General features: G+C 63.7%; 23 protein-coding genes. 12 read left to right on the top strand and 11 right to left on the bottom strand.

Features of this window, described 5'->3' with window-relative positions; genetic code table 11:
* The first annotated feature begins 6 nt into the window (after window positions 1-6).
* From JL474_RS16590 to JL474_RS16550, 9 genes are all read left to right on the top strand, one after another.
* Window positions 7-1,383 (top strand): peptidylprolyl isomerase, encoded by a 1,377-nt coding sequence (locus JL474_RS16590; RefSeq protein ID WP_123636345.1) that lies wholly within the window; start codon window positions 7-9, stop codon window positions 1,381-1,383.
* Complete coding sequence (pdxA, locus tag JL474_RS16585) at window positions 1,380-2,381, top strand: 4-hydroxythreonine-4-phosphate dehydrogenase PdxA (protein ID WP_203142947.1); 1,002 nt, start codon at window positions 1,380-1,382, stop codon at window positions 2,379-2,381. The genes JL474_RS16590 and pdxA overlap by 4 nt, the downstream gene beginning before the upstream one ends.
* Window positions 2,374-3,162: a 16S rRNA (adenine(1518)-N(6)/adenine(1519)-N(6))-dimethyltransferase RsmA gene (gene rsmA, locus JL474_RS16580; protein ID WP_123636347.1), complete on the top strand. Its 789-nt coding sequence runs from the start codon at window positions 2,374-2,376 to the stop codon at window positions 3,160-3,162. The genes pdxA and rsmA overlap by 8 nt, the downstream gene beginning before the upstream one ends.
* 54 nt (window positions 3,163-3,216) lie before the next feature.
* A complete protein-coding gene (locus tag JL474_RS16575; protein WP_123636348.1) occupies window positions 3,217-4,017 on the top strand; it encodes a symmetrical bis(5'-nucleosyl)-tetraphosphatase in 801 nt (266 codons plus the stop codon).
* Window positions 4,018-4,024: 7 nt separating this feature from the next.
* Window positions 4,025-4,435, top strand: coding sequence for a DUF423 domain-containing protein (locus JL474_RS16570; protein WP_328797838.1), 411 nt, complete (start codon window positions 4,025-4,027; stop codon window positions 4,433-4,435).
* Window positions 4,404-4,613 carry a sulfur carrier protein ThiS gene (thiS, locus tag JL474_RS16565; RefSeq protein WP_236012308.1) on the top strand — a complete coding sequence of 70 codons (210 nt, stop codon included), beginning with the start codon at window positions 4,404-4,406 and terminating at the stop codon, window positions 4,611-4,613. Before JL474_RS16570 ends, thiS begins: the two co-directional genes overlap by 32 nt.
* 129 nt (window positions 4,614-4,742) lie before the next feature.
* The gene (locus tag JL474_RS16560) at window positions 4,743-5,537 is read left to right on the top strand and encodes a thiazole synthase (protein ID WP_123636350.1); all 795 of its coding nucleotides are present in this window, start codon (window positions 4,743-4,745) and stop codon (window positions 5,535-5,537) included.
* A 166-nt stretch (window positions 5,538-5,703) separates the two neighbouring features.
* Window positions 5,704-6,300 carry a nucleoid occlusion factor SlmA gene (gene slmA / locus JL474_RS16555; RefSeq protein ID WP_203142946.1) on the top strand — a complete coding sequence of 199 codons (597 nt, stop codon included), beginning with the start codon at window positions 5,704-5,706 and terminating at the stop codon, window positions 6,298-6,300.
* Between the two features lie 252 nt (window positions 6,301-6,552).
* Window positions 6,553-7,407: a substrate-binding periplasmic protein gene (locus JL474_RS16550; protein WP_203142945.1), complete on the top strand. Its 855-nt coding sequence runs from the start codon at window positions 6,553-6,555 to the stop codon at window positions 7,405-7,407.
* Here the strand turns inward: JL474_RS16550 and JL474_RS16545 are convergent.
* The 3 genes from JL474_RS16545 to JL474_RS16535 all read right to left on the bottom strand — a co-directional run bounded on the left by JL474_RS16545 (window position 7,390) and on the right by JL474_RS16535 (window position 11,422).
* Window positions 7,390-8,190, bottom strand: coding sequence for an inositol monophosphatase family protein (locus tag JL474_RS16545; RefSeq protein ID WP_328797836.1), 801 nt, complete (start codon window positions 8,188-8,190; stop codon window positions 7,390-7,392). The two genes, JL474_RS16550 and JL474_RS16545, sit on opposite strands and share 18 nt — an antisense overlap.
* A gap of 106 nt (window positions 8,191-8,296) precedes the next feature.
* Entirely contained in the window at window positions 8,297-9,592 is a 1,296-nt protein-coding gene (locus tag JL474_RS16540) for a pyridoxal phosphate-dependent aminotransferase (protein WP_123636354.1), read from the bottom strand.
* A 159-nt stretch (window positions 9,593-9,751) separates the two neighbouring features.
* Window positions 9,752-11,422, bottom strand: a complete 1,671-nt coding sequence (locus JL474_RS16535; RefSeq protein WP_203142944.1) for an acetolactate synthase large subunit — start codon at window positions 11,420-11,422, stop codon at window positions 9,752-9,754.
* A 244-nt stretch (window positions 11,423-11,666) separates the two neighbouring features.
* Between JL474_RS16535 and JL474_RS16530 the strand changes: the two genes are divergently transcribed.
* Window positions 11,667-12,359, top strand: a complete 693-nt coding sequence (locus tag JL474_RS16530) for a response regulator (RefSeq protein ID WP_203142943.1) — start codon at window positions 11,667-11,669, stop codon at window positions 12,357-12,359.
* On the opposite strand, the gene JL474_RS16525 is transcribed toward JL474_RS16530, so the two are convergent.
* The 5 genes from JL474_RS16525 to JL474_RS16505 form a co-directional block, all read right to left on the bottom strand.
* Window positions 12,315-14,075 carry a hybrid sensor histidine kinase/response regulator gene (locus tag JL474_RS16525; RefSeq protein WP_203142942.1) on the bottom strand — a complete coding sequence of 587 codons (1,761 nt, stop codon included), beginning with the start codon at window positions 14,073-14,075 and terminating at the stop codon, window positions 12,315-12,317. The genes JL474_RS16530 and JL474_RS16525 overlap by 45 nt on opposite strands.
* A gap of 69 nt (window positions 14,076-14,144) precedes the next feature.
* On the bottom strand, window positions 14,145-15,254 hold the full coding sequence (locus JL474_RS16520; protein ID WP_203142941.1) for a lipase secretion chaperone: 1,110 nt from the start codon (window positions 15,252-15,254) through the stop codon (window positions 14,145-14,147).
* A 56-nt stretch (window positions 15,255-15,310) separates the two neighbouring features.
* Entirely contained in the window at window positions 15,311-16,237 is a 927-nt protein-coding gene (locus tag JL474_RS16515) for an esterase/lipase family protein (RefSeq protein WP_123636359.1), read from the bottom strand.
* A 172-nt stretch (window positions 16,238-16,409) separates the two neighbouring features.
* Entirely contained in the window at window positions 16,410-16,739 is a 330-nt protein-coding gene (locus JL474_RS16510) for a DUF3301 domain-containing protein (RefSeq protein WP_123636360.1), read from the bottom strand.
* Window positions 16,740-16,741: 2 nt separating this feature from the next.
* The gene (locus JL474_RS16505) at window positions 16,742-17,614 is read right to left on the bottom strand and encodes a prephenate dehydratase (RefSeq protein WP_203142940.1); all 873 of its coding nucleotides are present in this window, start codon (window positions 17,612-17,614) and stop codon (window positions 16,742-16,744) included.
* A gap of 120 nt (window positions 17,615-17,734) precedes the next feature.
* On the opposite strand from JL474_RS16505, the gene JL474_RS16500 reads away from it, so the two are divergent.
* Window positions 17,735-18,238: a DnaJ domain-containing protein gene (locus tag JL474_RS16500; RefSeq protein WP_123636362.1), complete on the top strand. Its 504-nt coding sequence runs from the start codon at window positions 17,735-17,737 to the stop codon at window positions 18,236-18,238.
* A gap of 7 nt (window positions 18,239-18,245) precedes the next feature.
* Here JL474_RS16500 and JL474_RS16495 read toward each other — a convergent pair whose 3' ends face one another.
* Window positions 18,246-19,034 carry a secretin N-terminal domain-containing protein gene (locus JL474_RS16495; protein ID WP_203142939.1) on the bottom strand — a complete coding sequence of 263 codons (789 nt, stop codon included), beginning with the start codon at window positions 19,032-19,034 and terminating at the stop codon, window positions 18,246-18,248.
* Between the two features lie 484 nt (window positions 19,035-19,518).
* Here JL474_RS16495 and JL474_RS16490 point away from each other — a divergent pair, with 484 nt between their 5' ends.
* A complete protein-coding gene (locus JL474_RS16490) occupies window positions 19,519-20,598 on the top strand; it encodes a 3-deoxy-7-phosphoheptulonate synthase (RefSeq protein WP_203142971.1) in 1,080 nt (359 codons plus the stop codon).
* A gap of 354 nt (window positions 20,599-20,952) precedes the next feature.
* On the opposite strand, the gene JL474_RS16485 is transcribed toward JL474_RS16490, so the two are convergent.
* Window positions 20,953-22,890 carry a methyl-accepting chemotaxis protein gene (locus JL474_RS16485; protein WP_203142938.1) on the bottom strand — a complete coding sequence of 646 codons (1,938 nt, stop codon included), beginning with the start codon at window positions 22,888-22,890 and terminating at the stop codon, window positions 20,953-20,955.
* A gap of 126 nt (window positions 22,891-23,016) precedes the next feature.
* Window positions 23,017-23,664: a LysE family translocator gene (locus JL474_RS16480; RefSeq protein WP_203142937.1), complete on the bottom strand. Its 648-nt coding sequence runs from the start codon at window positions 23,662-23,664 to the stop codon at window positions 23,017-23,019.
* Window positions 23,665-23,783 lie beyond the last annotated feature (119 nt).

The raw sequence follows: 23,783 nt of genomic DNA, 5'->3' as shown, positions 1-23,783 counted from the left end.
GTGAATATGAAGGCATCCCTGCGCCTGTGCGCACGTGTCATGGTCCTGCTGATGCTGGCGGTGACCGCCCAGAACGCACTGGCTGAACGCAAGCCGCTGGACAGTGTCATCGCCATCGTCGATGACAGTGTGATCCTGCAGTCCGAACTGGACAGCCGGGTGCGCACGGTCAAGGCCCGGCTCAACGCCCAGGGCACCAGCCTGCCGCCCCAGAGCGTGCTGGAGAAACGAGTGCTGGACCAACTGATCCAGGACTCCATCCAGCTGCAGATGGCGGACAAGATGGGGATGCGGATCAGCGACAACGAGCTGAACGACACCATGCAGAGCATCGCCAAACGCAACGGCTACACGCTCGAACAGTTCGAGGACGCCCTGGCCAGCGAAGGACTCACCTACCGTGAGGCCCGCGAGCAGATCCGCCGCGAAATGCTGATCAGCCGGGTGCAGCAGCGCCGGGTCGACAGCCGGGTGCGGGTTACCAAGCGGGAAGTGGATAACTTCCTCCAGGCCCAGGCCGGCCGCGAAAAGAGCGGTGAGGAATACCTGCTGGGCAACATCCTGGTGGCCGTCGACGACTTCAACAATGCCGACGAAGTGGACGCCGCCCAGGCCAAGGCCGAGAAGCTGCGCCAGGAAATCGCCAACGGTACCGATTTCAAACAGGTGGCCGTGGCAGAGTCCGACGGCTCCAACGCGCTGGACGGCGGTGTGCTGGGCTGGCGCACCGAAAACCAGTTGCCGTCCCTGGTGGTCGACGTGGTGCCCGAGCTTGAAGTGGGTCAGCCGTCCCAGGTACTGCGCAGCGGCAGCGGCTTCCACATCGTGACCGTGCTGGACAAACGGGGCGGCGACAACGGCAAGCTGGTGGAGCAGTCCAAGGTCCGTCATATCCTGATTCGTCCGAGCGACGCGCGCACCGACGCCCAGGCCCAGAGCCTGATCAACGAGATCTACGACAAGCTCAAGAACGGCGCCGACTTTGCGGCACTGGCCAAGGAATACTCCGACGACAGCGTCTCCGGTTCCGACGGCGGCAACCTGGGCTGGGTCAGCCCGGGCGAGATGGTGCCGGCGTTCGAGCAGGCCATGAAAGAGGCGAAAGTTGGCGAACTGAAAGGGCCATTCCGGTCCCGCTTCGGCTGGCATATCCTGCAGGTTCAGGATCGCCGCCAGAAAGACATTGGTGACAAGCTCAAAGAAAACGAAGCCCGCCAGGTGCTCTACCGCCGCAAGTACGAAGTCGAGTTGCAGAACTGGCTGCGTGAAATCCGCGAAGAAGCCTACGTGGACATCAAGGGCCAGGACGACGACAACGCCCAGGCCAAGGGAAAAGGCGGTGACACGCCCGGCAATCCGCAGGAGAGCGCTGACGCATCATGACCCAGCCGCTGACCCTGGCCCTGACCGCCGGTGAACCGGCGGGCATCGGTCCCGACCTCTGCCTGCAGCTGGCGCAGGAAACGCGGGAGGCGGGGATCGTCGTGGTGGCTGATCGGGAGTTGCTCGAGTCCCGGGCCGTCACACTGGGTCTGGATGTGGCACTTCGGGACTGGCAGCCGGGCGATGCGGCGGAAACGACCGCTGGCCGGTTGTCCGTTCTCACCGTCCCGGGCCTGCAGACCCGCGAAGCCGGCCAGCTCGATGCGGCCAACAGCCGCTACGTCCTGGCGACCCTGGAAACCGCGGCACGCGGCTGTCTGGACGGCACTTTTGACGGCATGGTCACCGCGCCGGTCCACAAGGGCGTGATCAACGACGCCGGCATTGCGTTCAGCGGCCATACGGAATTCTTGCAGGATCTCTGTGGTGTCGAGCGGGTGGTGATGATGCTCGCGACCGACGGTCTGCGGGTCGCGCTGGTAACCACCCACTTACCCCTGAAAGACGTTTCCGCGGCGATTACTCCTGAACGCCTGACCCAGGTCACGCGCATTCTCGATCACGACCTGAAAACCTTCTTCGGGGTGGTCGAGCCCCGCATCCTGGTGTCCGGACTGAATCCCCACGCGGGTGAGGGGGGGCATCTGGGCCGGGAGGAAATCGAGGTGATCGAGCCGACGCTGGATCAGTTGCGCGGTGAAGGCCTTCACCTGATCGGCCCGCTGCCCGCCGACACCCTGTTCACGCCGCACTGGCTGGATGACGCGGATGCCGTGCTCGCCATGTACCACGATCAGGGCCTGCCGGTGCTCAAGTTCAAGGGCTTCGGCAATGCCGTGAACGTGACGCTGGGGCTGCCCATCGTGCGCACGTCCGTCGATCACGGCACCGCCCTGGATCTCGCCGGCAAAGGTACGGCTGACGCCGGCAGCCTGCACACCGCCATAATCACCGCAATCAAGATGGCGCGTTGTCGCCGGGATGCCGCTCATGTCTAAATCCGCTGGCCACCAGGCCCGTAAACGCTTTGGCCAGAACTTCCTGCACGACCCGGGCGTGATCGAACGCATCGTGCGGGCGATCCATCCGCAGCCGGACGACGTGCTGGTGGAAATCGGCCCGGGCCTGGGCGCTCTGACCGAAGAGTTACTGGCCGTGAATCCGGCGCTGCAGGTGGTGGAACTGGATCGCGACCTGATCCCGGTGCTGCGGACCAAGTTCTTCAACTACCCCGACTTCCGCATCCACGAAGCGGACGCGCTGCGCTTCGATTTTGCCGAACTGGCGCAGGACAAGCCCCTGCGGATTGTCGGTAACCTGCCCTACAATATTTCCACGCCGCTGATCTTCCACCTGCTGGAGCAGGCGGGCGTGGTGCAGGACATGCACTTCATGCTGCAGAAGGAAGTGGTGCAGCGTCTGGCGGCCACGGCCGGCGACAAGCACTATGGCCGGCTGGGCATCATGGCCCAGTATTTCTGTCAGGTGCAGCCGCTTTTCGAAGTCGGTCCGGGCGCCTTCCGACCGGCGCCGAAGGTGGATTCGGCCATCGTTCGTCTGGTGCCTCATAAGACGCTGCCGTTTCCGGCGAAGGACCTGAACCTGCTACAGTCTGTGGTGCGAACCGCTTTCAATGCGCGGCGCAAAACCCTGCGTAAGGCGCTGGGCAGCCTCGTCAGCGCGGATGACTTGCGCGCACTGGATATTGACGATGGTCTGCGTCCGGAGAACCTGACCCTGCAGGAATATGTCCGTATCGCCGATTTTCTCGCGGGTTAAAGGCGCCGTCGTTCCGCTCAGGCAACGCACCGTAATGAATGGATTTCGAGTCCCATGACCGATTACGCCGTAGGTGACATCCAGGGTTGTTACGACCGCCTGCAGGATGTCCTCGACATTGTCGATTTCTCGCCCTCCCAGGATAGCCTGTGGGTGGCGGGAGACCTGATCAACCGCGGGCCGTCGTCGCTGGCGACCCTGCGTTTCATCGAAAGCCTGGGCAGCTCGGCCCGGGTGGTGCTGGGCAATCACGATCTGCACCTTCTGGCGGTGGCCCTGGGCGGCCACGCCATCAAGCGCAAGGACACGCTGCAGGAAATCCTCGATGCCGAGGACGTCAATTACCTGATTGGCTGGCTACGCCGACAGAACCTGGCGATTTATGATGCGGCCAGGGACCTGTTTATGAGCCATGCCGGCCTGCCGCACATCTGGTCGGTGAATGACGCCCTGGGTTACAGCCGGGAGTTGGAAGCCGTATTGCAGAGCGGCGACGCTGAAGGCTATTTTCGCGAGATGTACGGCAACGAACCGGCCGGTTGGCAACCGGGGCTGACCGGCATGGATCGCTGGCGGGTGATCACCAACTATTTCACCCGCATGCGTTTTATCGCCGAAGATGGCCGGCTGGACCTGATTACCAAGGATTCCGCCACCAATGCTCCTGAAGGCTTTGCGCCCTGGTTCCAGTTCCCCCGTCAGGATCAGACCCGGGTCATCTTTGGCCATTGGGCGTCGCTGGAGGGCCGCACCGGGATCGATCGTTACATCGCGCTGGACACCGGCTGCGTCTGGGGTGGCAAGCTGACCCTGATGGACCTGGACAGCGGGGAGCGCGTGCACTGTGACTGCTGAGCGCGGCGTGACCCGCTGGATCCTGCTGGTGGGAGCCCTGTTTGCGCTGACCGGCGTCATGGCCGGCGCCTTCGGGGCTCATGGTCTGCGCCAGATGGTTTCCCCGCGAGGCCTGGAGGTCTTCCAGACCGGCGTGACCTATCAGATGTATCATGCCCTGGCGCTGCTGGCGGTTGCCGTCCTGAGTGGGCTGGGGCTGGCGCACCGTTGGCTGAAGGCGGCCGCCGGCTTTTTCATTGCTGGCATCCTGCTGTTCAGCGGCAGTCTGTACGGCCTGGTGCTGCTGGAACTGAAGGCACTGGGGCCTGTCACGCCCGTGGGAGGGCTGTGTTTCATGATCGGCTGGATCTGTCTGGTGATCGCAGCCGTCAAACGTCATCCGGAGAATGAAGATCGTGCTGATTCAACTGAACGGTGAATCCCGCGAACTGACGGACACCGCAACCGTCGCCACCCTGATCGAACAACTGGGACTGGGTGGACGGCGCCTGGCGGTGGAAGTCAACGAAGACATCGTGCCGCGCAGTCGCCACGGCGAACATCGGTTGCAGGCCGGTGACCGGGTCGAGGTGGTTCACGCCATCGGCGGCGGCTGATGGCGTAACCGCCGTTCCGGACGGGGCCGCGGTGTATCGCGCACCGGGTTTCACGCGCTGTTTATCCAATCCTTCTATTGTTTGACCCAATCCAGCGGGGCGTCGTCCCGCTGCAGTCAGGACCACGTTATGACCGAGCCAAAACAGGACAAACCACTGATTGTCGCCGGACGCACCTACCAGTCCCGCTTGCTGGTGGGGACCGGCAAATACCAGGATCTGGAAGAAACCGGCCGGGCCATCGAGGCCAGCGGTGCGGAGATCGTCACCGTGGCCGTACGCCGGACCAACATCGGCCAGAACCCGGACGAGCCCAACCTGTTGGATGTGGTTTCGCCGGATCGCTATACCATCCTGCCCAATACCGCCGGCTGCTTCACCGCCAAGGATGCGGTGCGCACCTGTCGTCTGGCCCGTGAACTGCTGGACGGCCACAATCTGGTAAAACTGGAAGTGCTCGGGGAAGAGAAAACCCTGTACCCCAACATGCCGGCGACGCTGGAGGCGGCCGAAACCCTGATCAACGACGGGTTTGAGGTGATGGTGTACACCAGCGACGATCCGCTGCTGGCCAAACGCCTGGAAGAAATGGGCTGCGTTGCGGTCATGCCGCTGGGCGCGCCGATCGGCTCCGGGCTGGGCATCCAGAACCGCTACAACATCCGCATGATCGTCGAGAACGCCGACGTGCCGATCCTGGTGGATGCCGGCGTGGGCACCGCGTCGGATGCGACCATTGCGATGGAGTTGGGCTGTGACGGCGTGCTGATGAACACCGCCATCGCCCAGGCCGGTGACCCGATTCGCATGGCCCGGGCCATGAAGTTGGCGATCGAGTCCGGTCGCGAAGCCTGGCTGGCGGGTCGCATGCCTCGGCGTGCCTACGCCAGTGCCTCGTCGCCCATCGACGGAACGTTTTTCTAGGACACATCGACCGAAAAAGAGGAGCGATAAAGGCTCCCGATCAAAGAAAACAGAACCGCGATAAGGCGGTCACGTGGGGGCAGCGCTGGTCCCCGGAAAGACCCGGGCAGGCTGGCATACGGTGAGCCGGTCCGGAGAAACCATCTTTCGGAGCTGGAATTACCGAATGACTGACAAAACACCGAGCCGCCGCGAGCGGATCCTGCAGACTCTGGCAGAAATGCTGGAGACTGCCCCCGATGCACGGATAACCACGGCGGCGCTGGCGCGTTCCGTGGGCGTGACCGAAGCCGCCCTGTACCGGCATTTTCCCAGCAAGCGGAAAATGTTCGAGGGCCTGATCGAGTTTGTGGAGGAAACGGTGTTTACCCGCTGCCAGCTCATCCTGCGGGAGGAAGAGGACGCCCGCAGCCGGCTGCGTAAGCTGGCCCAACTGGTGCTGGTGTTCGCCCAGCGCAACCCCGGGCTGTGCCGGGTGCTGACCGGCGACGCCCTGGTGGGCGAGGATCCCGGCCTGCGGCATCGGGTGTCCCAGTTCTTCGAACGCCTGGAAACCCAGGCCCGGCAGGTCATCAAGGAAGGGGAAATCCGCCAGGGCCTGCGCCCGGCCACCAGCTCCGCGCGCACGGCGGAATGGTACACGACGTTGATCGAGGGCCGTATCCAGCGGTTTACCCGATCCTCCTTCCAGCATCGTCCGGATGCGCATTTCGATGAATTCTGGGAAGCGCTTGCGTTAGGGATCTGGCGCACAGCAGAATAGGGTCTTCAACCGCTACGCTTTGCCCGTGTTTTGCGCTGCCTCTCAGGCATTGGCCAAGAATCGCATTACACTCCGTAAGATAGCGGTTTCATAATAACAAGATTGGGGCGGGAAACGCCCCGACTTCCAGGCGTGGTGGAGGGACGGTTGCCGTTTCAACGAGGCAGCCAGCCCTGAGGACCCGGAAGCAGTTACCGGCAGGACCGGTACCGGTGAAATCGCGTGATGGTCTGAACCAGGCGATGAATCAGGATGTCTCAATACAGATTGGTGTGTTCCGGCGGGCTGGCGTTTCTGGCCGCCGTGCTCTTCCCCCTATCCCAATGCTTCGCGGACACTGATCCTGCGGAGCATCCCGTTGTCGAGATCGCGACCGGCGACTGGCAACCCTATGTCGACGCGTCGCTGCCGGACTTTGGTCCCATGGGCCACATCATCAAGCTGGCCTTCGCCCGGGCTGGTTATGACGTCAAATTCAACGTCTATCCCTGGACCCGCAACGCCCAGTTCGTCGCCACCGGCGAACAGGACGCCATGATGCCCTATTACTGTTCCGACGCGCGGGCCCGCAAGTACCTCTGCAGTCTGCCCATCGTCGATGGCGAACAGGTGTTTTTCTATCGGCGCGGGGACCAATTCGACTGGGACAGCATGGCGGACCTGCAGGGCTACACCATTGGCGCCACCCTGGGGTATTTTTATGGCCAGCCGTTCGAGCGGGCCGAAAAGGCGGGGGAGATTACCGTCAAACGGATTGCCGAGGATGCCGGCAATGTGCGGCTGCTCGCCCATGGCCGGATCGATCTCTACCCGCAGGACCGGGCGGTCGGTTACGGCATGATCCGTGCCGTCCTGCCCAAGGACCAATGGGGATCGATCACGCACGACCCGCACCCGTTGCATCGCAAGTCGTTGCACCTGCTGTTCAGCCGCAAGACCGGCCGGGGCGACGAGCTGATGGCGCAGTTCAACACCCAGCTCCAGGCGATGCGCGAGAGTGGCGAGCTCGACAATCTGCTGGAACCCATCTATGAGGACCAGCGGGCCGTGCACCGGGCTCACTCGGCCGCCGTTCATGACGACGAGGCGTCAGGCGTTGCCGAGTAAATCCTGCAGCCGGTCGAACAGGGCCGGCGCGCAGATCAACAGATCCTTCGGCCAGAGATCCTCGGGGTAACCCGCCGGCACCGGCGAGAAATGCCCGCAACGGGCTCCGGCCTCCAGCGCAATCACCCGCGCTGCCGCAAAATCCCACGGGCTGACGGTCTCGTAGTAGGCGTCCAGGCGTCCTGCAGCCACCCAGCAGATATCCAGTGCCGCCGAGCCAATGCGTCGCAGGTCGCGGCAGTGATGGAGCATCACGTCCAGCCGCCGGATCAGCGGTGCCAGTTCGTCCTTGCCATAAGGGAAGCCGGTGGCGAACAGGGCCTCGCGCGGGGTGTCGGCTTCGCTGTTGTGGATGGCCTCGCCGTTCAGGGTGGCCCCCTGACCCAGCACAGCCCGGAAGGTCTCGCCGGCAAACGGCGCGTGGACCAGACCCATCTGCACCGCTCCCTGATCGGCAAAGGCAATGGACACGGCCACCTGGGGATGGCCATAGGCGTAGTTCACCGTGCCGTCGATGGGATCGACAATCCACAGCGGCGTGTCCAGGTTTTCCGCCTGGCTCTTATCCGGGGACGCTTCCTCGGACAGGATGCGATGGTCGGGAAAGCGCGTGCGGATGGCCTTCGCAATCAGCTCATCCGCCATCACGTCGGCGTGGGTGACCAGTTCGGTTTGCGCCTTGTAGTCGGTTCGCAGGCGGTTTTCCTCGCGCTCACGGACGATCAATTCGCCCGCTTCACGGGCAATCTGTTCGGCAAAATCGGCAATTTCAGTCAGGGACACGGGCTGTCCTTTTGCATAGCGGCGGATGGGAAGCCTCAGGATGCCTGTTTGTCGGGAAGGTGACAATGCGGAACCGGACCCGAGTCTCCCCGGGCCCGGCGCTGAGTCAGAGGGCCTCCAGCCATTTCTCCAGCTTGTCCATGGCCAGCTTCAGGCGCGGGCAGGCCTGATCGACGAAGGCGTCGTCCAGGGGCGTGTCGGCGTAGTCGCTGGCGGCCAGGGCCAGAGCTTCGCCGCCGTCGAAGTCGACAAAGGCCAGGCGCGCACTGAGCTTGTCCGGTACGAAGCCGAAGTCGCTGGCGGGCAGGATGGCGATGCCGGTGTCTTCCAGAATGGCTGTACACAGGGCCGGGCTGGTCTTGATGTCGTGGCGGGCCAGCGCCTCCTGGTAGTCCACGAAGTCCGGGAACAGGTAAAACCCGCCCTGGGGCCTTTGGCACCAGATGCTCATGGCCTCCAGCCGGCGGTGCAGGTACTCGCCAATCACCTTGAGTACGCGCCGGGAATTGTGCAGGTAGAGGTCGATGTCCTCGCCGCCATCGAAGGCGGTGACTGCCGCGTGCTGGATGGGCGCGCTGGTGGCCGTGTAAGTCTCGCTGGCGATGATCGCCATGGCGTCCTGCAGCGGGCGCAGTTCTTCCGGGAAGATAAAACACCCCACACGCCAGCCGCCCGCGCCCGCCCACTTGCTCAGACCGGTGCTGATGATGGTCCCTTCCGGGTAGTAGCGGGCGATGGACTTGTGTTGTCCTTCGAAGTGCACCTCGCCGTAGATCTCATCCGACAGCAGGATCAGGTTGTACTTGCGGGCCACGTTGGCAATGGCCAGCAGCTGATCGTCGGTGTAGGTACAGCCGGTCGGGTTGGACGGGTAGTTGAGGATCAGGATGCGCGGCCGGGTCGGGTCGTCGCGGCAGATGATGTCCAGTTCCTCGGCGGTCAGTTGCCAGTTGTTCTCCGCATGGGTCGGCAGCCAGTGGACCGAGCGACCGATGATGCGGGCCTGCGGTGCATAGGACACCCAGCTGGGGCGCGGGATCAGCAGGTCACCGTAGTAGGCCAGTTGCAGGATGAACAGCAGTTCCTTGGAGCCCGGGCCGATCAGGACGTCTTCCCAGGTCGATCGCATGTTCTGGCTGCGGTTGATGTAGCCGGAGATGGACTGACGCAGGGCCTTGAGCCCTTTCACCGGCAGGTAGTCCTTCTCGAAGGCGTGCTCGCGCAGGGCTTCGGTGACCCGTTCGGGGACGGGGAAGGGGGACTGACCCAGGCCGAGTTTGATGATGTCGCGCCCTTCCTGGCGGAGCTGGTTGCTCAGCTCGTTGATGCGCAGGGTGGCGGACGGCTGGATGCCGCGTACGTTCAGGTTGATGGCATAACGGTGGTCGGTTTGTATGTCCATGGCTCCGGTCTATGTTGGGGAGTGATTCCGGTGGAATCTCCGAACAGGCACCTCGTGTCGTGCCTGTTCGGCGGTTCCCAACCCCAGTATAGGAAATCGCCTTCCGGGATTAAGTCGCTCCCGAGTAGGTGATTGCCGAAGTCTGGACTGCAATCCGTCTCAGTTGCCGTTGTGGCAGGTCAACTGCTTCAGCTCCTCGTCGAAAACCCGGGTGTTTTCACGGTAATCCACCGGCACGTCCACCAGGTGAATGCCGCCGGCTTCAAGGGCTTTGGCCAGGGTGGGCGCCAGTTCAGCCGCGCTCTGGACGCGATGGCCGGTGGCGCCGTAGGACTCGGCGTATCGCACGAAATCCGGGTTGCCGTAATCCAGTCCGAAGTTCGCGAAGCCGTCCTGCCCCTGCTTCCACTTGATCATGCCGTAGGCGCTGTCGTTGACGATTAAAATCACCAGGTTGAGCTTGAGCCGCACCGCGGTTTCCAGCTCCTGGCTGTTCATCATGAAGCCGCCGTCGCCGCAGATCGCCATGATCTTCTGGTCGGGATAGAGCATGGCCGCCGCCATGGCGCTGGGCAGGCCGGCGCCCATGGAGGCGAGGGCGTTGTCCAGCAACACCGTGTTGTTGTCGTAGGCCTTGTAGTTACGGGCGAACCAGATCTTGTACATGCCGTTGTCCAGCGCAATGATGCCGTCCTCAGGCATCACCCGGCGCACATCCGCAACAATCCGCTGGGGCAGGACCGGGAAGCTGTCGCTGTCGGTTTTCTCCCGCAGGTGCTTCTCCACTGATTCCTTCACCCGCATGAATTCCTCGAAGTCGTGGTGTTCGCAGCGACCGCAATTCTCGGCCAGCCAGTCGACGCTGTTGGCGATGTCGCCCACCACTTCGTGCTGCGGGAAATAGACCGGATCCACGTCTGCCGGGCTGAAGTTCACATGGATCACCTTCTTGCCGCCCGGGTGCATGAAGAAGGGGGGCTTCTCCACCACATCGTGGCCGACGTTCACCACCAGGTCCGCGTGATCGATGGCGCAATGCACGAAGTCGCCGTCCGACAACGCGGCGTTGCCAAGGTAACGGGGGTGGCGTTCATCCACCACGCCCTTACCCATCTGGGTGGTGAAAAAGGGAATGCCCGTGGATTCCACGAGGTTGATCAGTGCCTTGGAGATCCGTTTCCGGTTGGCGCCGGCGCCGATCATGATCAGCGGGTGTTTCGCCTCGCGGATCAGGTCGCAAGCCTGCTGCAGGCTCTTCTCGCTGGCGGTGGGCCGACGGGCGTCGCTGGGGGTGAAGATGTGGGTGTCGGCATCGGCCATTTCCGAGGCGATGTCTTCCGGCAGCTCCAGGTGCACGGCCCCCGGGCGCTCTTCGGTGGCCAGCCGCACGGCTTCGCGCAGCTTGGCCGGAATGGTGTTGGCGTTACTGATCTGGCGCGTGTATTTGGTTAGCGGGCGCATCAGGTCAACGATGTCGAGGATCTGGAACAGGCCCTGCTTGGACGACTTGATCGGCTTCTGGCCAGAAATCATCAGCATCGGCATGGCGCCCAGTTGGGCATAGGCCGCCGCGGTGACCAGGTTGGTGGCCCCCGGACCCAACGTCGACAGGCTGACCCCGACCTTGCCCGTGAGCCGGCCATAGGTGGCGGCCATGAAGCCGGCAGCCTGCTCGTGTCGTGTGAGGATCAACTGGATGCTGGAGGTGCGGATCGATTCCAGCAGGTCGAGGTTTTCCTCGCCGGGAACGCCGAAGATGTATTCGACGCCTTCTTTTTCCAGGGCGCGGACGAAAAGATCGGAACCCTTGATGGGGGCATGCTCAGTCATGCTGTCTTCCTGTGTCGCTGGGTCTTGGAGGCTGTCCAACTATGAGCCATGGCGCGCCGCCAGGGCAAGGGATGGTCGGTTAAGAGCCTGTTAACCGGTCCCTGACGCGGTTCACATTTTCGACCGGGCGCACATCGCGAATGGGCGTCGCCGCGTATAGTAGATTGGCCGGAGAGTGAAGGATCATCTCAGCGATCCACAATGATGTGGCTCCCTAACAATAACAATGACCTGCTCGAGCATCATGACACAGATCAGCGACGACACTGGCATCCGTCAGTCCATCGAACCCACGGTCGGTCATATCCTGATCGTGGACGACCATCCCCTGTTCTCCAATGGCCTGGGCGACCTGCTGCTGCGCGAAGGGCTGGCCGGTCACATCGATCACGCCCGCAACCTGAACGAAGCCCAGCAACAATTGTCGGCCGCACCGGGCATCGACCTGATCCTGCTGGACCTGCGCCTGCCGCGGGAAGGCGGGCTGGCGCTGTTGCCGTTCCTGGCGTCCGCGGGGCTGCCGACGCCGGTCATTGTGATTTCCAGTGCCGAGGACGAGGGCACGGTGCGTGCGGTACAGGCGGCCGGTGTGCAGGGCTTCCTGCCCAAGTCTGCCGGCCGGCGACAACTGGTGCGGGTGATCCGGGCGGTTGCGCGCGGCGAGACGGCGTTTCCGGCGGGCCTGCCCCCGGCGGCGTCTCCGTCAGGGCTGACGCCGCGCCAGCAGCAGGTGCTGACGCTGCTGGCCGAGGGCCTGCCCAACAAGCGGATCTGTCAGGTGCTGGATCTCACCGAACACACGGTCAAGACCCACGTGAAAGCCGTCTTCCAGCAACTGGACGTCCATAACCGGACCGAATGCGTGGCGCTGGCCCGTTCCCTGGGGCTGATTTCAGACCGCCTCGGTGTGCTGGATGCGGATCAGCGCAGCCCGTAGACGGGCCGGCACGATGGGTTTGTGCATCAACCACAGTCGCTGGGCCGGATCGTAGGCCTGCTTGCGCCCGGTATCGGCGGTAATCAGGATGCCGCCACCAACCGCGTTGGCAGCCAGCAGTTCCCGGAAGAGCTCGTCGCCGGCGATGTCCGGCAGGTGCAGGTCGATGATGGCCAGGCCAAAGGCCTGTTGCCGGGCCAGGTGTCGGGCGAGGGCGCCGGTAGCGACGCTGAGTACGGCAAACCCCCAGCGTTCCAGGATCTGCTGCAGCGCCTCGCGGGCGGTGTCATCGTCCTCCACCAGCAGGATGCGGTCGCCCGCAGGCAGCTCGATGGGCATCGCCGCGGCGGGCTGGGTGGTAATGGCCTGCGCCGCCGGCAGGGTGACCCAGAACGTGCTGCCCAGTCCTTCGCAGGACACCACGCCGTGTTCGCCGCGCATCATGGCGGTCAGTTCCCGGGTGATCGCCAGCCCCAGGCCCAGCCCCGGTTGCGCCTGGTTGTCGGTGTCACGGCGGTAGAAGGTTTCGAATATCCGTGTCTGCTCATGCTCGGGCATGCCGCGGCCATCGTCGCGGACCCAGAGGCGGTGCTGACGGTCGCCGGCATCGACGCCGAGGGTGATGGTTTCTGCGCCGCTGTGCTGCAGGGCGTTGCCGATCAGGTTCTGCAGCACCCGATGCAGCAGGTGGGGATCGGCCTCGACCGCCAGGGCCGGATTGCAGTGCTCGACCACCAGGCTGACGCCCTGTTCCACCGCTTCGGCGTCCAACGCGTCCCGCGCCTGTTGCATCACCGTAGCCACCGGGACGGGCGCCATCACCGGCCGGATCATGTTCTCCTGGATGCGGGAGATGTCCAGTAACGAACCCAGCAGGCCATTGAAGTGCGTGACCGACTGGCTGAGCTGTCGCGCCAGTGGCCGTTGGTCTGCCGATAAGTCGGTCGCACTGAGATTGTCCAGCAAGAGGTTGATGACATTCAGGGGCTGGCGTAGGTCGTGGCTGGCGACGCTGATCAGGTGCGTCTTGGCCGCACTGTCCGCTTCCGCCTGTTCCCGGGACAGTTCCAGCAGGTGGCGGTCCAGGAAGTGGGCGCGCTGGCGGTATTCGCTCAGCCAGGCGCCGACCATGCCGATCAGGTTGGCAGTAAGCAGGAAAAAGCCGTTCATCAGGATATCCGGCATGGGCGTGTCGAACGCCGCTTCCACACCGATGTAGCTGCCGATGATCAGCGCCGATCCCACGGACGCGGTGCGAAACGGCAGACCCATGACGAAGTAGCCGAACATCAGCATCAGCAGGATGCCATCGTAGGGCATGGGGAACGCCTGGCGGCGGGCCAGGGCAATGATCAGTACGACATTCAGCCCGCCCCAGATGTAGGCGCCGGCGTACCAACGGGCGAAGCGCTTGGCGCTGACCGGCGCGTAGCTCAGCCCCCAGATCAGCAGGATGACCGGACACGACAGCAGCAGGCGCACGGCAACGGTCTGGTGCGCCAGCTCACTTGGCAGCAGGAAGGGATCCAGTGCGGCGTAGATCAGGAACAGGGCAACGGCGCTGATGGCCACCGGCCGCGCCCGTTCCGGCAGGGCATGCTGGCGTTGGTCGCGGTAGAGTTTTTCCAGGGCGGGAGTGAACCGCAGGCGCCGATGACCGGCCCGGCGCTGGGCTTCAAATTCGCTGGCCTGCACGGCGTTCTGTCCTGACTGCATGGGTGAGCCAGTCTATGCCGATTCAGCCCTGGCTGCCGGGCCTGGTGCACACTTCCGCCAAACCGTGCGTCAGGGTGAGGCCGTATCGAGCTGGCGCAGCCGCGCCCAGGTGCGCGTGCGCTCGTCATCGAAGTAATCGGCCAGCAGGGCGTCTTCCCGTTTGGCCTTATCGGCCGGAGCCAGACCGGCGTCTTCCAACTGCGCCCGCTCTTTCTGATAGGCCGCGTACTGGCTATCAAACTGGTCCCGCTCCTGCAAATAGGTTTCCACCTGCTGCGCCTGTTCCGAAGCCATGCCCAGGCTCCGCAACTGCTCGGCGGCCTCGGCCGGGGAGCTGGCTTTGTTCAGGGCTTCCTGGCGATTCAGGCTCTGTTGGGTATCGGCCACCAGCTGGTTTTCCGTGTGCCGGAGTGGCGCCGGGAGCTGCTGGCGCTGCCATTCGATCAGGGTCTGTTGGGCCTGGGGGCTCAGGTCGTCCCGCTGCTGGATTTCCAGGCTGGCCAGGGTGTACTCGCCGTAGGCTTCTTCCAGACCGTAGAACGCGTCGGCGGTCTCGGGGGAGAGCACGTTGCGCCGCAGCGCCTTGAGATCGGCCAGTGCCTTGCGCAGCTGGTCCAGCTGGTAGGCCGGATCGCTGGCGCGGGCCGGATCCAGCGGCGTTTGCGACAGGGCGAGAGCCTGGCGCTTGTAGTCGATGTAGCGGCCCAGCAGGTTAATGGCCTCCTGCGCCGCCTCCGGGGGCAGGTTGCTGCGTGCCATGTCGGTGATGGCGTCCAGGGCCTCTTCCGGCGACACCTGACCCACGGCGCTGAGCATGTAATCGAAGAAATCCTTGGTCTGCAGATCGACAATCAGGTGCCCGGACGCATCCGCGCGTAGGCTGCCGTCGATCTCGGTGCCCGCCAGGGACGGCGCCAGGGGGGCGTCGTCCCACGTCCGTGGCGTGCTGGCGATCACCTCGGCGTCCGGTGTGTCGGCGTCGGCGGTGGTGTTGGTCACCCCGGGCTCTTTGACCGGCTGAGGCGGCTTGGCGGGCGTCGCCGTTGGCGGACGGTCTGTGTTCGCTATTGGCGTCGGGGACGACTCGGGCGTGGGCGCCAGCCAGAAAACCGAGGCGGCTACGGCGCCGGCCAGACCCAGTGACAGCCAGATTCGGGTGGACGGACTCAAGGAACGCATGGGGCTCTCCGGTATGGCAGGGGATGCGGGGCGCCGCGCGGACGCCCCGGTCGGGATTACAGGCCGCGGTTCTTGAGACGGTTGGCCTGACTGCGGTAGAGGGCGACCGGATCGGTCCAGACGGAGCGGGCGCCGAACAGGTGGTTGATGGCATCCACGTGGTTCATGTCGTAGCTGGTGCCGATCACGTTGCCCATCATGGTGGCGCAGACGCCGACCAGCCCGTCATTCGGCTCACTGCCGAAGGCGGCGGAGGTGATGCCCAGGAACGGATCAGACACGTCCGACCAGTTGGTGTAGACCGCATCGCCGGTCCAGGAGAAGAACTTGATCTTGTGGCCGCTGATGTAGACGTCCTCGTTGGTGCCGGTGCAGCCGTTCGGATTCACGCCCTTCCAACCCAGCGCATTGTTCAGGGCTGTTGTGCCCGGCGTGGTCAGGGTTTCCAGCGCGGCCAGGCCGTCCTGCGGGTTATCGGAATCCGACAGGGCGTTGACCAGATCGCCCAGGGCATTGGCGATGGCGTTGACGCCGCCTTCAACCGTGCTGCCCGGAGGCAGGATGCCGCGGATCACGTCCGCCACCTTGGAGCCCTTGTTGACCCCGTCGATCGAGGTGATGGAGGCAATCCGATTGGGGATCAGCGAAGCCGTCACCCGCGAGGTTGGTGCGCCCTGGGAGTGGGCCATCAGGTTGAACTTGGCCTCGCCCAGCGTGTTGATGTAGTTGGCCAACTGCTGACCCCGCTGTTCGCTGGAGTTCACGAAGGACACGCTGGCGGTATAGACCTTGGCGCCGTCCCGCTCCAGGTTCCAGGGAATATCGTGGAAGTAGTTGATCAGGCCGCCGATGGTGCTGAAACCGGTGACGCCGTGGACGAGCACGATGGGGTACTTGGTCTTGGTGTAGCCCCACCAGGCAAAGGTGGGAGTGGAAACGGCGGCACAGCACAGCGCCACCAACGGAATGATGAGTTTACGCATGGTTGACTCCGATTGTTTTTGTTGCGAAGCGCGGGAATGCCTTCTCCGAACGCTCCTGGGAGTGGTGGTTGCGGCAAAAAGGCGCCGCGTCCTGTCATCGATGCGCGACCATTATTGGGAATCGGGGGCGGGGGCTGTATCGCCCATTTGGGGGAGGTTTAAAGGCGACAGGTCAATGCAGGTCACCGGGTGGCATGCGGTGAGGGTCCAGCTGCATGTGCTCGATCCGGCTGCCGAGAAGAATCGCCCGACCGGTGTAGCGTTCCTCGCCGGTGGCGGTGAATTCGAACAGGAAACGCCGCCAGACGCGAATGCGGCCTTCCGGATCCCGCTTGAACCAGAGACCGCGCAGGTAGACCGCATCGTCCAGCAACGCCACGTCCATGGTCTTGCAGTACTGGCGGGCGGCCAGCAGCACCTGGTCCTTGATGGCCTTGGCGCGCCACCAGTACCAGGCGACAAAGCCGAACAGGAACAGCCAGAACAGTTCACCCAGTTCCATCGTCAGTCCCGGAACTGGCGGCTGGCGCGGAACGGGTGGGCCTCGTAGGTGCCCAGGATACGCAGGTCCTCGGCGAAAAAGCCCAGCTCCTCAATAGCCAGCTGCAACGGGCGCTGGTCCACATGGCCTTCGATGTCCATATGGAACTGGCTGGCGCTGAGGCTGGTGCCGATGATGTAGCTCTCCAGCTTCACCATGTTCACACCGTTGGTGGCGAAGCCGCCCAGAGCCTTGTAGAGCGCGGCGGGAATGTTGCGCACCCGGAAAATGAGGGAGGTGATGTAGGCCTTCTTCGGATCGAAGGCGGGGCGCACCTCTTCGCCGGACAGGATAATGAACCGCGTCGTATTGCCGAGGACGTCCTGGAACTGGTTGTCGAGAATGTCCAGGCCGTAGAGTTCGGCCGCCAGGCTTGAGGCGATCGCCGCCCGGCTGCGGTCCCCACCATTGCTGACCGAGAGGGCCGCGCCGGCGGTGTCCAGCATGGCCTCGGCCTGCAGTCCCAGGTTTTCAATGTGATGGGTGCATTGCGCCAACGCCTGCGGGTGCGATGAGACCGTCTTCAGATCCTCGATGCGGGTACCGGGCAGCGCCATCAGACAGTGATTGACCGGCTCGAAATGCTCGCCCACCAGGTGCAGCTTCATCTCCGGAATCAGGCGGTAGATTTCCTCCACCCGGCCGGCGGTGGAATTCTCCAGCGGAATCATGGCCCGCGCCGCCATGCCGTTCTCCACCGCCCGCATCGCGTCCACAAAACTCGTACAGGGCTGCACGGGCTGGTCCGGAAACACCTTCTGGCAAGCCAGGTGGGAATAGGCGCCCCGGTGGCCCTGGAAGGCGATGGCGGCATTGGCGGGTAATTCGGTGGTCATCGACAATATCCTTTTTGAAACACGTCCCGAACAACCTCCCGACACCGCGGAGGCTGTTTAAGAAAACTGTTATGCTCCACCATCATACTGGATTGCCATCGTTGTTGGAGAACGCGATCCATGCACTGGATCCTGGGAATCATCCTGGCTGTTGCCCTGTTCTATATCCTGCGCGGCTGGTCCGAGCTGCCGGAAGAGAAGCGCAAAGCCTACCTGTTTCGTGGCGTGGCCGGCGGCTTTGCCCTGCTGATGCTGTTCATGGTGCTGACTGGCCGGGTCCAGGTGCTGGTGGCCGGCGTGGCGGCGTTGATTCCGTTCCTGCGCAAGCTGCCGGCCCTGTTCAAATACCTGCCGCTGGTGAACCGGCTGTACAGCCAGTACAAGGGCCAGAAAACCGGTGGGCAGCAGCAGTCGGGGGGGCAGCAACGGGCACCGGAGCAGGCGGGAATGTCGGTCGCCCAGGCGCGGGAGATCCTGGGTGTGGACGCGAACGCCAGCCGGGACGAGATCGTCGCCGCCCATCGCCGCCTGATCCAGAAAGTGCATCCGGACCGGGGCGGCAACGACTACCTCGCCGCCCAGATCAACGAAGCCAAGGCCGTGCTGCTCGGCGGCAAGCGCTGAGCCACGGTTACTGCAGCACGTCCACCTTCACATCGAACTGCTGCGACTGATGGCTCTTGCCGCGTACTTCGTGGGTAATGCCGGACTGATTGCCCGCCTGTTTGCTCTCGGTGCCGCCCAACTGGAACCACTGGCCCGGATTCACCCGACGGATGGTAACCACCGCTTCGGTCTCATAGCCCTGCGGCAGATCCCCCTGCGGCGTGTTGTCGAAGGCGGTGATCTGGACCTGCACCTGCTGGTCGGAAATCACCTGCGGGGTGATCAGGAACCCGCTGCTGATGTCCACCTGCTTGAGGATGGCCGCCGGGTCCCGGCCGCCCTGGATCGCCACCGGCAGGGCGCGGACCTGGCCGGACTTGATGTGAGCGGACTGGCCGTCCTGCACCACGAGCGTCTGCTCCTGGTTGCGGCGGGTGGTGATGGTCTTGCTCTGCCCCTGTACCGTGACGTTGCCGTTGTTGATGGTCACCCCGCCGCCCTGGGACTGGCTGCTGCCGCCATGACCGCTGCGCACCGTAATACGCAACTGGGCCGGCGCAACGTCCATGGTGCCGATCAGCTCCTGCACTTCATCGAGAATCTGCGGCTCGGCCCGCACCACCATCTGCTGGCCTTGAGAGGTGATGTTGATCTGGTCGCTGGGGTAGAGCTGGCGGAGTTGCGCCGCGACATCCTGGGCCGGACGGTTATTCAGTGAAAAGGTTCGTACTTGCGGGGCGGCCAGGGCCACCTGGGCCATCAGCAGGAACAGCAGCGTGACGACGCCGCGGGTGCATAAGCCGTCTCTGGTCATTAAGTAGTCTCCGGTGGTTGCAAAACGGTCGATCTGCGCTATGATGCTGAGCATGAATATTTCACGCGACGTCTGTCAATTTAACTCTGTAGCGACTGCGGGTACCCCGGCAGGCGTTTCTGCGTCCGTGTATTTTTGGTGGTTTGCCTATGGCTTTTACTTTAGCCAGAGGTCGGGCCACGCGTAAAAACCTTCACAGAATTCAGGAAGGCGGCCCGGCGAAAACCCAGGCTGCCACCGGACTAAAAAGCCCCGATCGGCAGCCAGCCATCGGGGCTTTTTGATTTCGGAACTGAAAGCGAGTGAAAGGACACAACCATGAGTAGCGAAGCTCAACCCGAAAACCAGCTTCCTTGCAGCCGACGGCTCTCCGGCCGGACCGGTTGGCGATTTATCGGCGGCTGGCGTTATTGAACGTCAGCCCACCGGGTCTCAAGCGCCTTGACCGATTGCCAACTGATTCGATTTAACCGGAGTACTCATGATGAACATGCAACTGACAGACACCCAAACCGAAGAACGATCGACCGTCCTCCCGGACACCGCCACCAACACCGTCGTCAAACTGCCCACCCCGACGCAGCTGCGTCAGGAACTGCCGCTGGATGCGGACCTCGCCCGCCAGATCGCCGAACACCGTGATACCGTCCGCCGTGTGCTCGACGGCACCGACCCGCGCCTGTTGCTGGTCATCGGCCCCTGTTCCGTACACGACGAAGTGGCGGCCCTGGAATACGGCGAGCGGCTGGCCAAACTGGCGGACGAGGTGGCCGACCAGTTCGTCCTGGTGATGCGCGCCTACGTGGAAAAGCCCCGCACCACCGTGGGCTGGAAAGGCCTGATGTACGATCCCGAACGCAACGGCGAAGGGGATCTGGCCCAGGGGCTGGTACGGTCCCGCCGGCTGATGCTCAACCTGGCGCGGCTGGGGCTGCCGCTGGCGACCGAAGCCCTCAACCCGGTGGGCTTCAGCTACCTGGAAGACCTGGTGAGCTGGACCGCCATCGGTGCCCGCACCACCGAATCCCAGCTGCACCGTGAAATGGCCAGCGGCCTGCCGATGCCGGTGGGCTTCAAGAACGGCACCGACGGCAGCGTCGGCATGGCCGTCAACGCCATGAAATCCGCCGCCCACGCCCATCATCGGCTGGGCAGCGATGGTGACGGCCACCCGGCCATGATCGCCACCGCCGGCAACCCGGATGTACACCTGGTCCTGCGCGGCGGCCGCGGCATCACCAACTACGATCCCGAGAGCATCGCCGAGGCGACCGCCACGCTGCGGGCCGCCGGCGTCAGCCCGGCGGTGATGGTCGACTGCAGTCACGACAACGCCTGCAAGCAGGCCGAGCGCCAACTGGACATTGCCCACCACGTGATGGCTCAACGCTGTGCCGGCAATACCGACATCCGCGCGCTGATGCTGGAAAGTTTCCTGGAAGAAGGGCGCCAGAACGACGGTGAGGAACTGGTCTATGGGCAGTCGATCACGGATCCGTGCATTGGCTGGGCGCAGACGGAGACGCTGCTTAAGGCGTTGGCGGCGACCGGGCGGAATCCTTGAGGTCGATAGGAGCGCCCGGTTTTCCCGCTGGCCACAGGGATAACGCCGGGCGCCTTTGGCGCCTCAGAAGCTAAAGCATCTGCTACAGACTCGAGTGGTCTTCAAATGTAGCCGATGCTTCAGCTTCGGAGCAGCCGGTAGGCTGCCAGGGCGGGTTTTGCAGGACCGTAGGTTGGGCTGACGCAGGAAGCCCAACAGTGTCCCGCCGCAGAAAATCAACGGATGCGGCCACCCCGTTGATCGGCCAGAACAGGCGATCGACGAAGAGTGTCTAGAGGTTGTTGGGCTTCCTGCGTCAGCCCAACCTACGGTATTTGGGGCTCGCTGTAGCTTCGGAGCGGCCCGCGGAGCGCACTAAACCCTAAACCGCCCCACGGTCTCAGCCAACCGCTGCATCGACGCATCCAGCTCGCGCGCCACGCTCGACGCCTGCGACACCGACTCACTCGCGTGCTCGGCCGCTTCGCTGATGTTCACCGCATTGCGATTCACTTCGTCCGATACCGAACTCTGCTGCTCCGCCATGGAGGCCACTTCGCTGCTCATGTCGAACAATTGTGCGGTGGCGGTGTCGATGTTGCCCATCAGCGCGTCGGATTCGGTGAAGCTCTGCTGACCTTCCTGAGCCAGCTTCGACGCGCTTTTGATCGCGGTCACCGCATTGCGACTGCCGTCCTGCAGGGATTCGATGCTGGCGCGGATTTCCTCGGTGGAGGACTGGGTGCGACTGGCCAGGCTGCGCACCTCGTCCGCCACCACCGCAAAGCCGCGACCACTCTCACCCGCCCGGGCCGCTTCGATGGCGGCGTTCAGGGCCAACAGGTTGGTCTGTTCGGCAATGCCGGCAATCACGTCCAGCACCGAGCCGATTTCCTGGCTGCGGCTGTCCAGTTTGTTGATCACCTCGGCGGTGTCCGCCACTTTCTCCAGCAAGCCGTTGAGCTGGGCGTTGACCTGCCGGGTGATCTCCCGGTTGCGGGTCATGTCGCCCTTGATGGTGTCCACATGGCTGTTGGCCAACTGGATGCTCTCGGCCACCTGCTGGATTGAGGCGCCCATTTCCTGCATGGCGGAGGTGAGCTGTTCCAGCTCCGCCCGCTGATTCTGGGAAGCGCTGTCCGCATCCCCGGCGGCTCCGGTCAGTTGGCGGACCTGGTCGCGGGTGTCGGCGACGGCGTCGTTCACCTCGCGGATGGTGTCCTGGGTGCGGCCGATAAACCGGTTCAGGGCCCGGGCCATGTCGGTCATCTCGTCCTTGCCGGTTTCCGGCACGCGACGGGTCAGGTCGCCTTCGCCGTCGGCAATGTTGGCGGCGGCGTCCTTCAGCAGGTTGAGGCGACGAATGACCCGGGCGCCAATCAGCAGGCCAATGATCAGGATCAGCACCAGCGCGCTGATCACCAGCACCAGGACCACCGTACTGATCAGCGTGGACGCCTGCTCGTGGGTGGTGTCCTGCAGTTTGCGGGCGGTCTCGTCGAAAGAACTGCTGACCGCCGCCAGGGCGTTCTCCAGCGGTTCGCTCATGCCCGATGAGGCCGAACGGATGGCGGATTCAGTGGCCCCGGTGGCGGATTTCGTCAGTGCGTTGAAGCGGTCCGTCAGGGCCTGGGTCTCTTCATTGATGGCGGCGTTGGACACCCCGAGCACCAGCTTGCCGATCTCCTGATCCTGGGACGTGACCGGCGTGGTAATCACGCGGGTGCCTTCGTCCTTGGGGGCAGAGTCCAGCACACTGCGCACGGAGCTGCGGATCGGGCTGGCGTCGATCAGTCGCTTCACGTCCGGGTTGGTGCGGTCGACGTAGCGGGTCAGCGGGTTGCCGTCCCGGTCGAGGTAGATGGCGAAGATGACATTGGGGTTTTCGTGGGCCATCTCCACAAACCGGGTGAGGGTGGGGATGTCCTTGTCCCAGATGTACGGGGCCGCGATTTGCGCGAGGATCTGGGCGACCGTCTTACTGGAATCCACCAGCGTATCCTCGAAGCGCTGGACCACCCGGTCCTGTTCCGATTTCAGGTCCTGGGTCAGGGTCTGCTCGAGTTGGCCCTGCACATTGGTGGCCATGTTGGCCACCACCGTATCAATGCGCTTGCGGTTTTCGTCCAGCCGCTCGCCCACAGTGGCCTGCGCCCGTTGCAACTCCCCGGACATGGCCCGGTCCAACCCATTCAGCTTGAAGCTGGTGACGCCCGCCACGATGACGGCCTGGGCAACCGCGATGACGATGAGTGTGACAAAAATGGGCAGCGCGAGCCGGCTGCGCAACGCGTTCCTGAAAAAGCCGAGCATAAAGGGCCTCTACTGCTGGTGGTTCATCCCTGGCTTTTAGAGCGACTCGGGAGCGCATCAACGGCCCCCTGATCTTAAAGCGTAGTTCAAAGCGGCCGGATGTTTCCGGTTTCCGACCGGTGGAGGCTACTCAGCAGCTTCCGTGCCAGTGGCGGCAGAAAAAGCGAGACGACCGGCCAGGGCCAGAAGCGCACCGCCCATCAGCCGGTCTACCCAGTGGCCAAAGCGGGCAAAGCCCCGGCGGATGCCCGGCAGGGTGAAGAACAGGGCCACAATGCAGAACCAGGCGCCGGTAGCGACGGCCATGTAGATGCCGTAGAAGGCTTGCACCGGTACCGGTGTGGCATGGTCGATCACCACCGAAAACAGGGCCACGAAGAACAGGGTGGCCTTGGGGTTGAGGGCGTTGGTCAGGAAGCCAAGACGGAACGCTTTTGCACCGGATTGGTGCGGCCCCTGGGCGGCTTCCACATTGAGGTTGCCGGGTTTTGAGCGCAGACATTGCAGCGCGATCCAGGTGAGGTAGAGCGCGCCGACGACCTTGAGGATATTGAACAGCAGGATCGACTGCTGGATCAGCAGGCCGATGCCCAACAGCGAGTAGGTCACATGCACCAGGATGCCCAGGCCAACCCCGACGGACGTGAGCAGCGCGTTGCGCCGGTTCTGGGTCAGGGCCTGGCGCAGCACGACGGCGAAATCCGGTCCCGGGCTGGCGACAGCCAGCAGGTGGATCAGGGCAACGGTGAGAAATTCGGGCCAGTAGGAGAGCATGACGGGACTCGCTGATCGGATTAAAAAAGAAAGCATCGGTAAAAGCCGGGGTGGGGTCAAGCTATCCCTGCCTGGGGAAATCGACCTCAGCCTTGTCCCGGATCAGTGACGCGGCAACA

This window comes from Marinobacter mangrovi, assembly GCF_016798325.1.
Taxonomy (GTDB): Bacteria; Pseudomonadota; Gammaproteobacteria; order Pseudomonadales; family Oleiphilaceae; genus Marinobacter_A; species Marinobacter_A mangrovi.
This window is presented reverse-complemented; position numbering and strand designations above follow the sequence as displayed.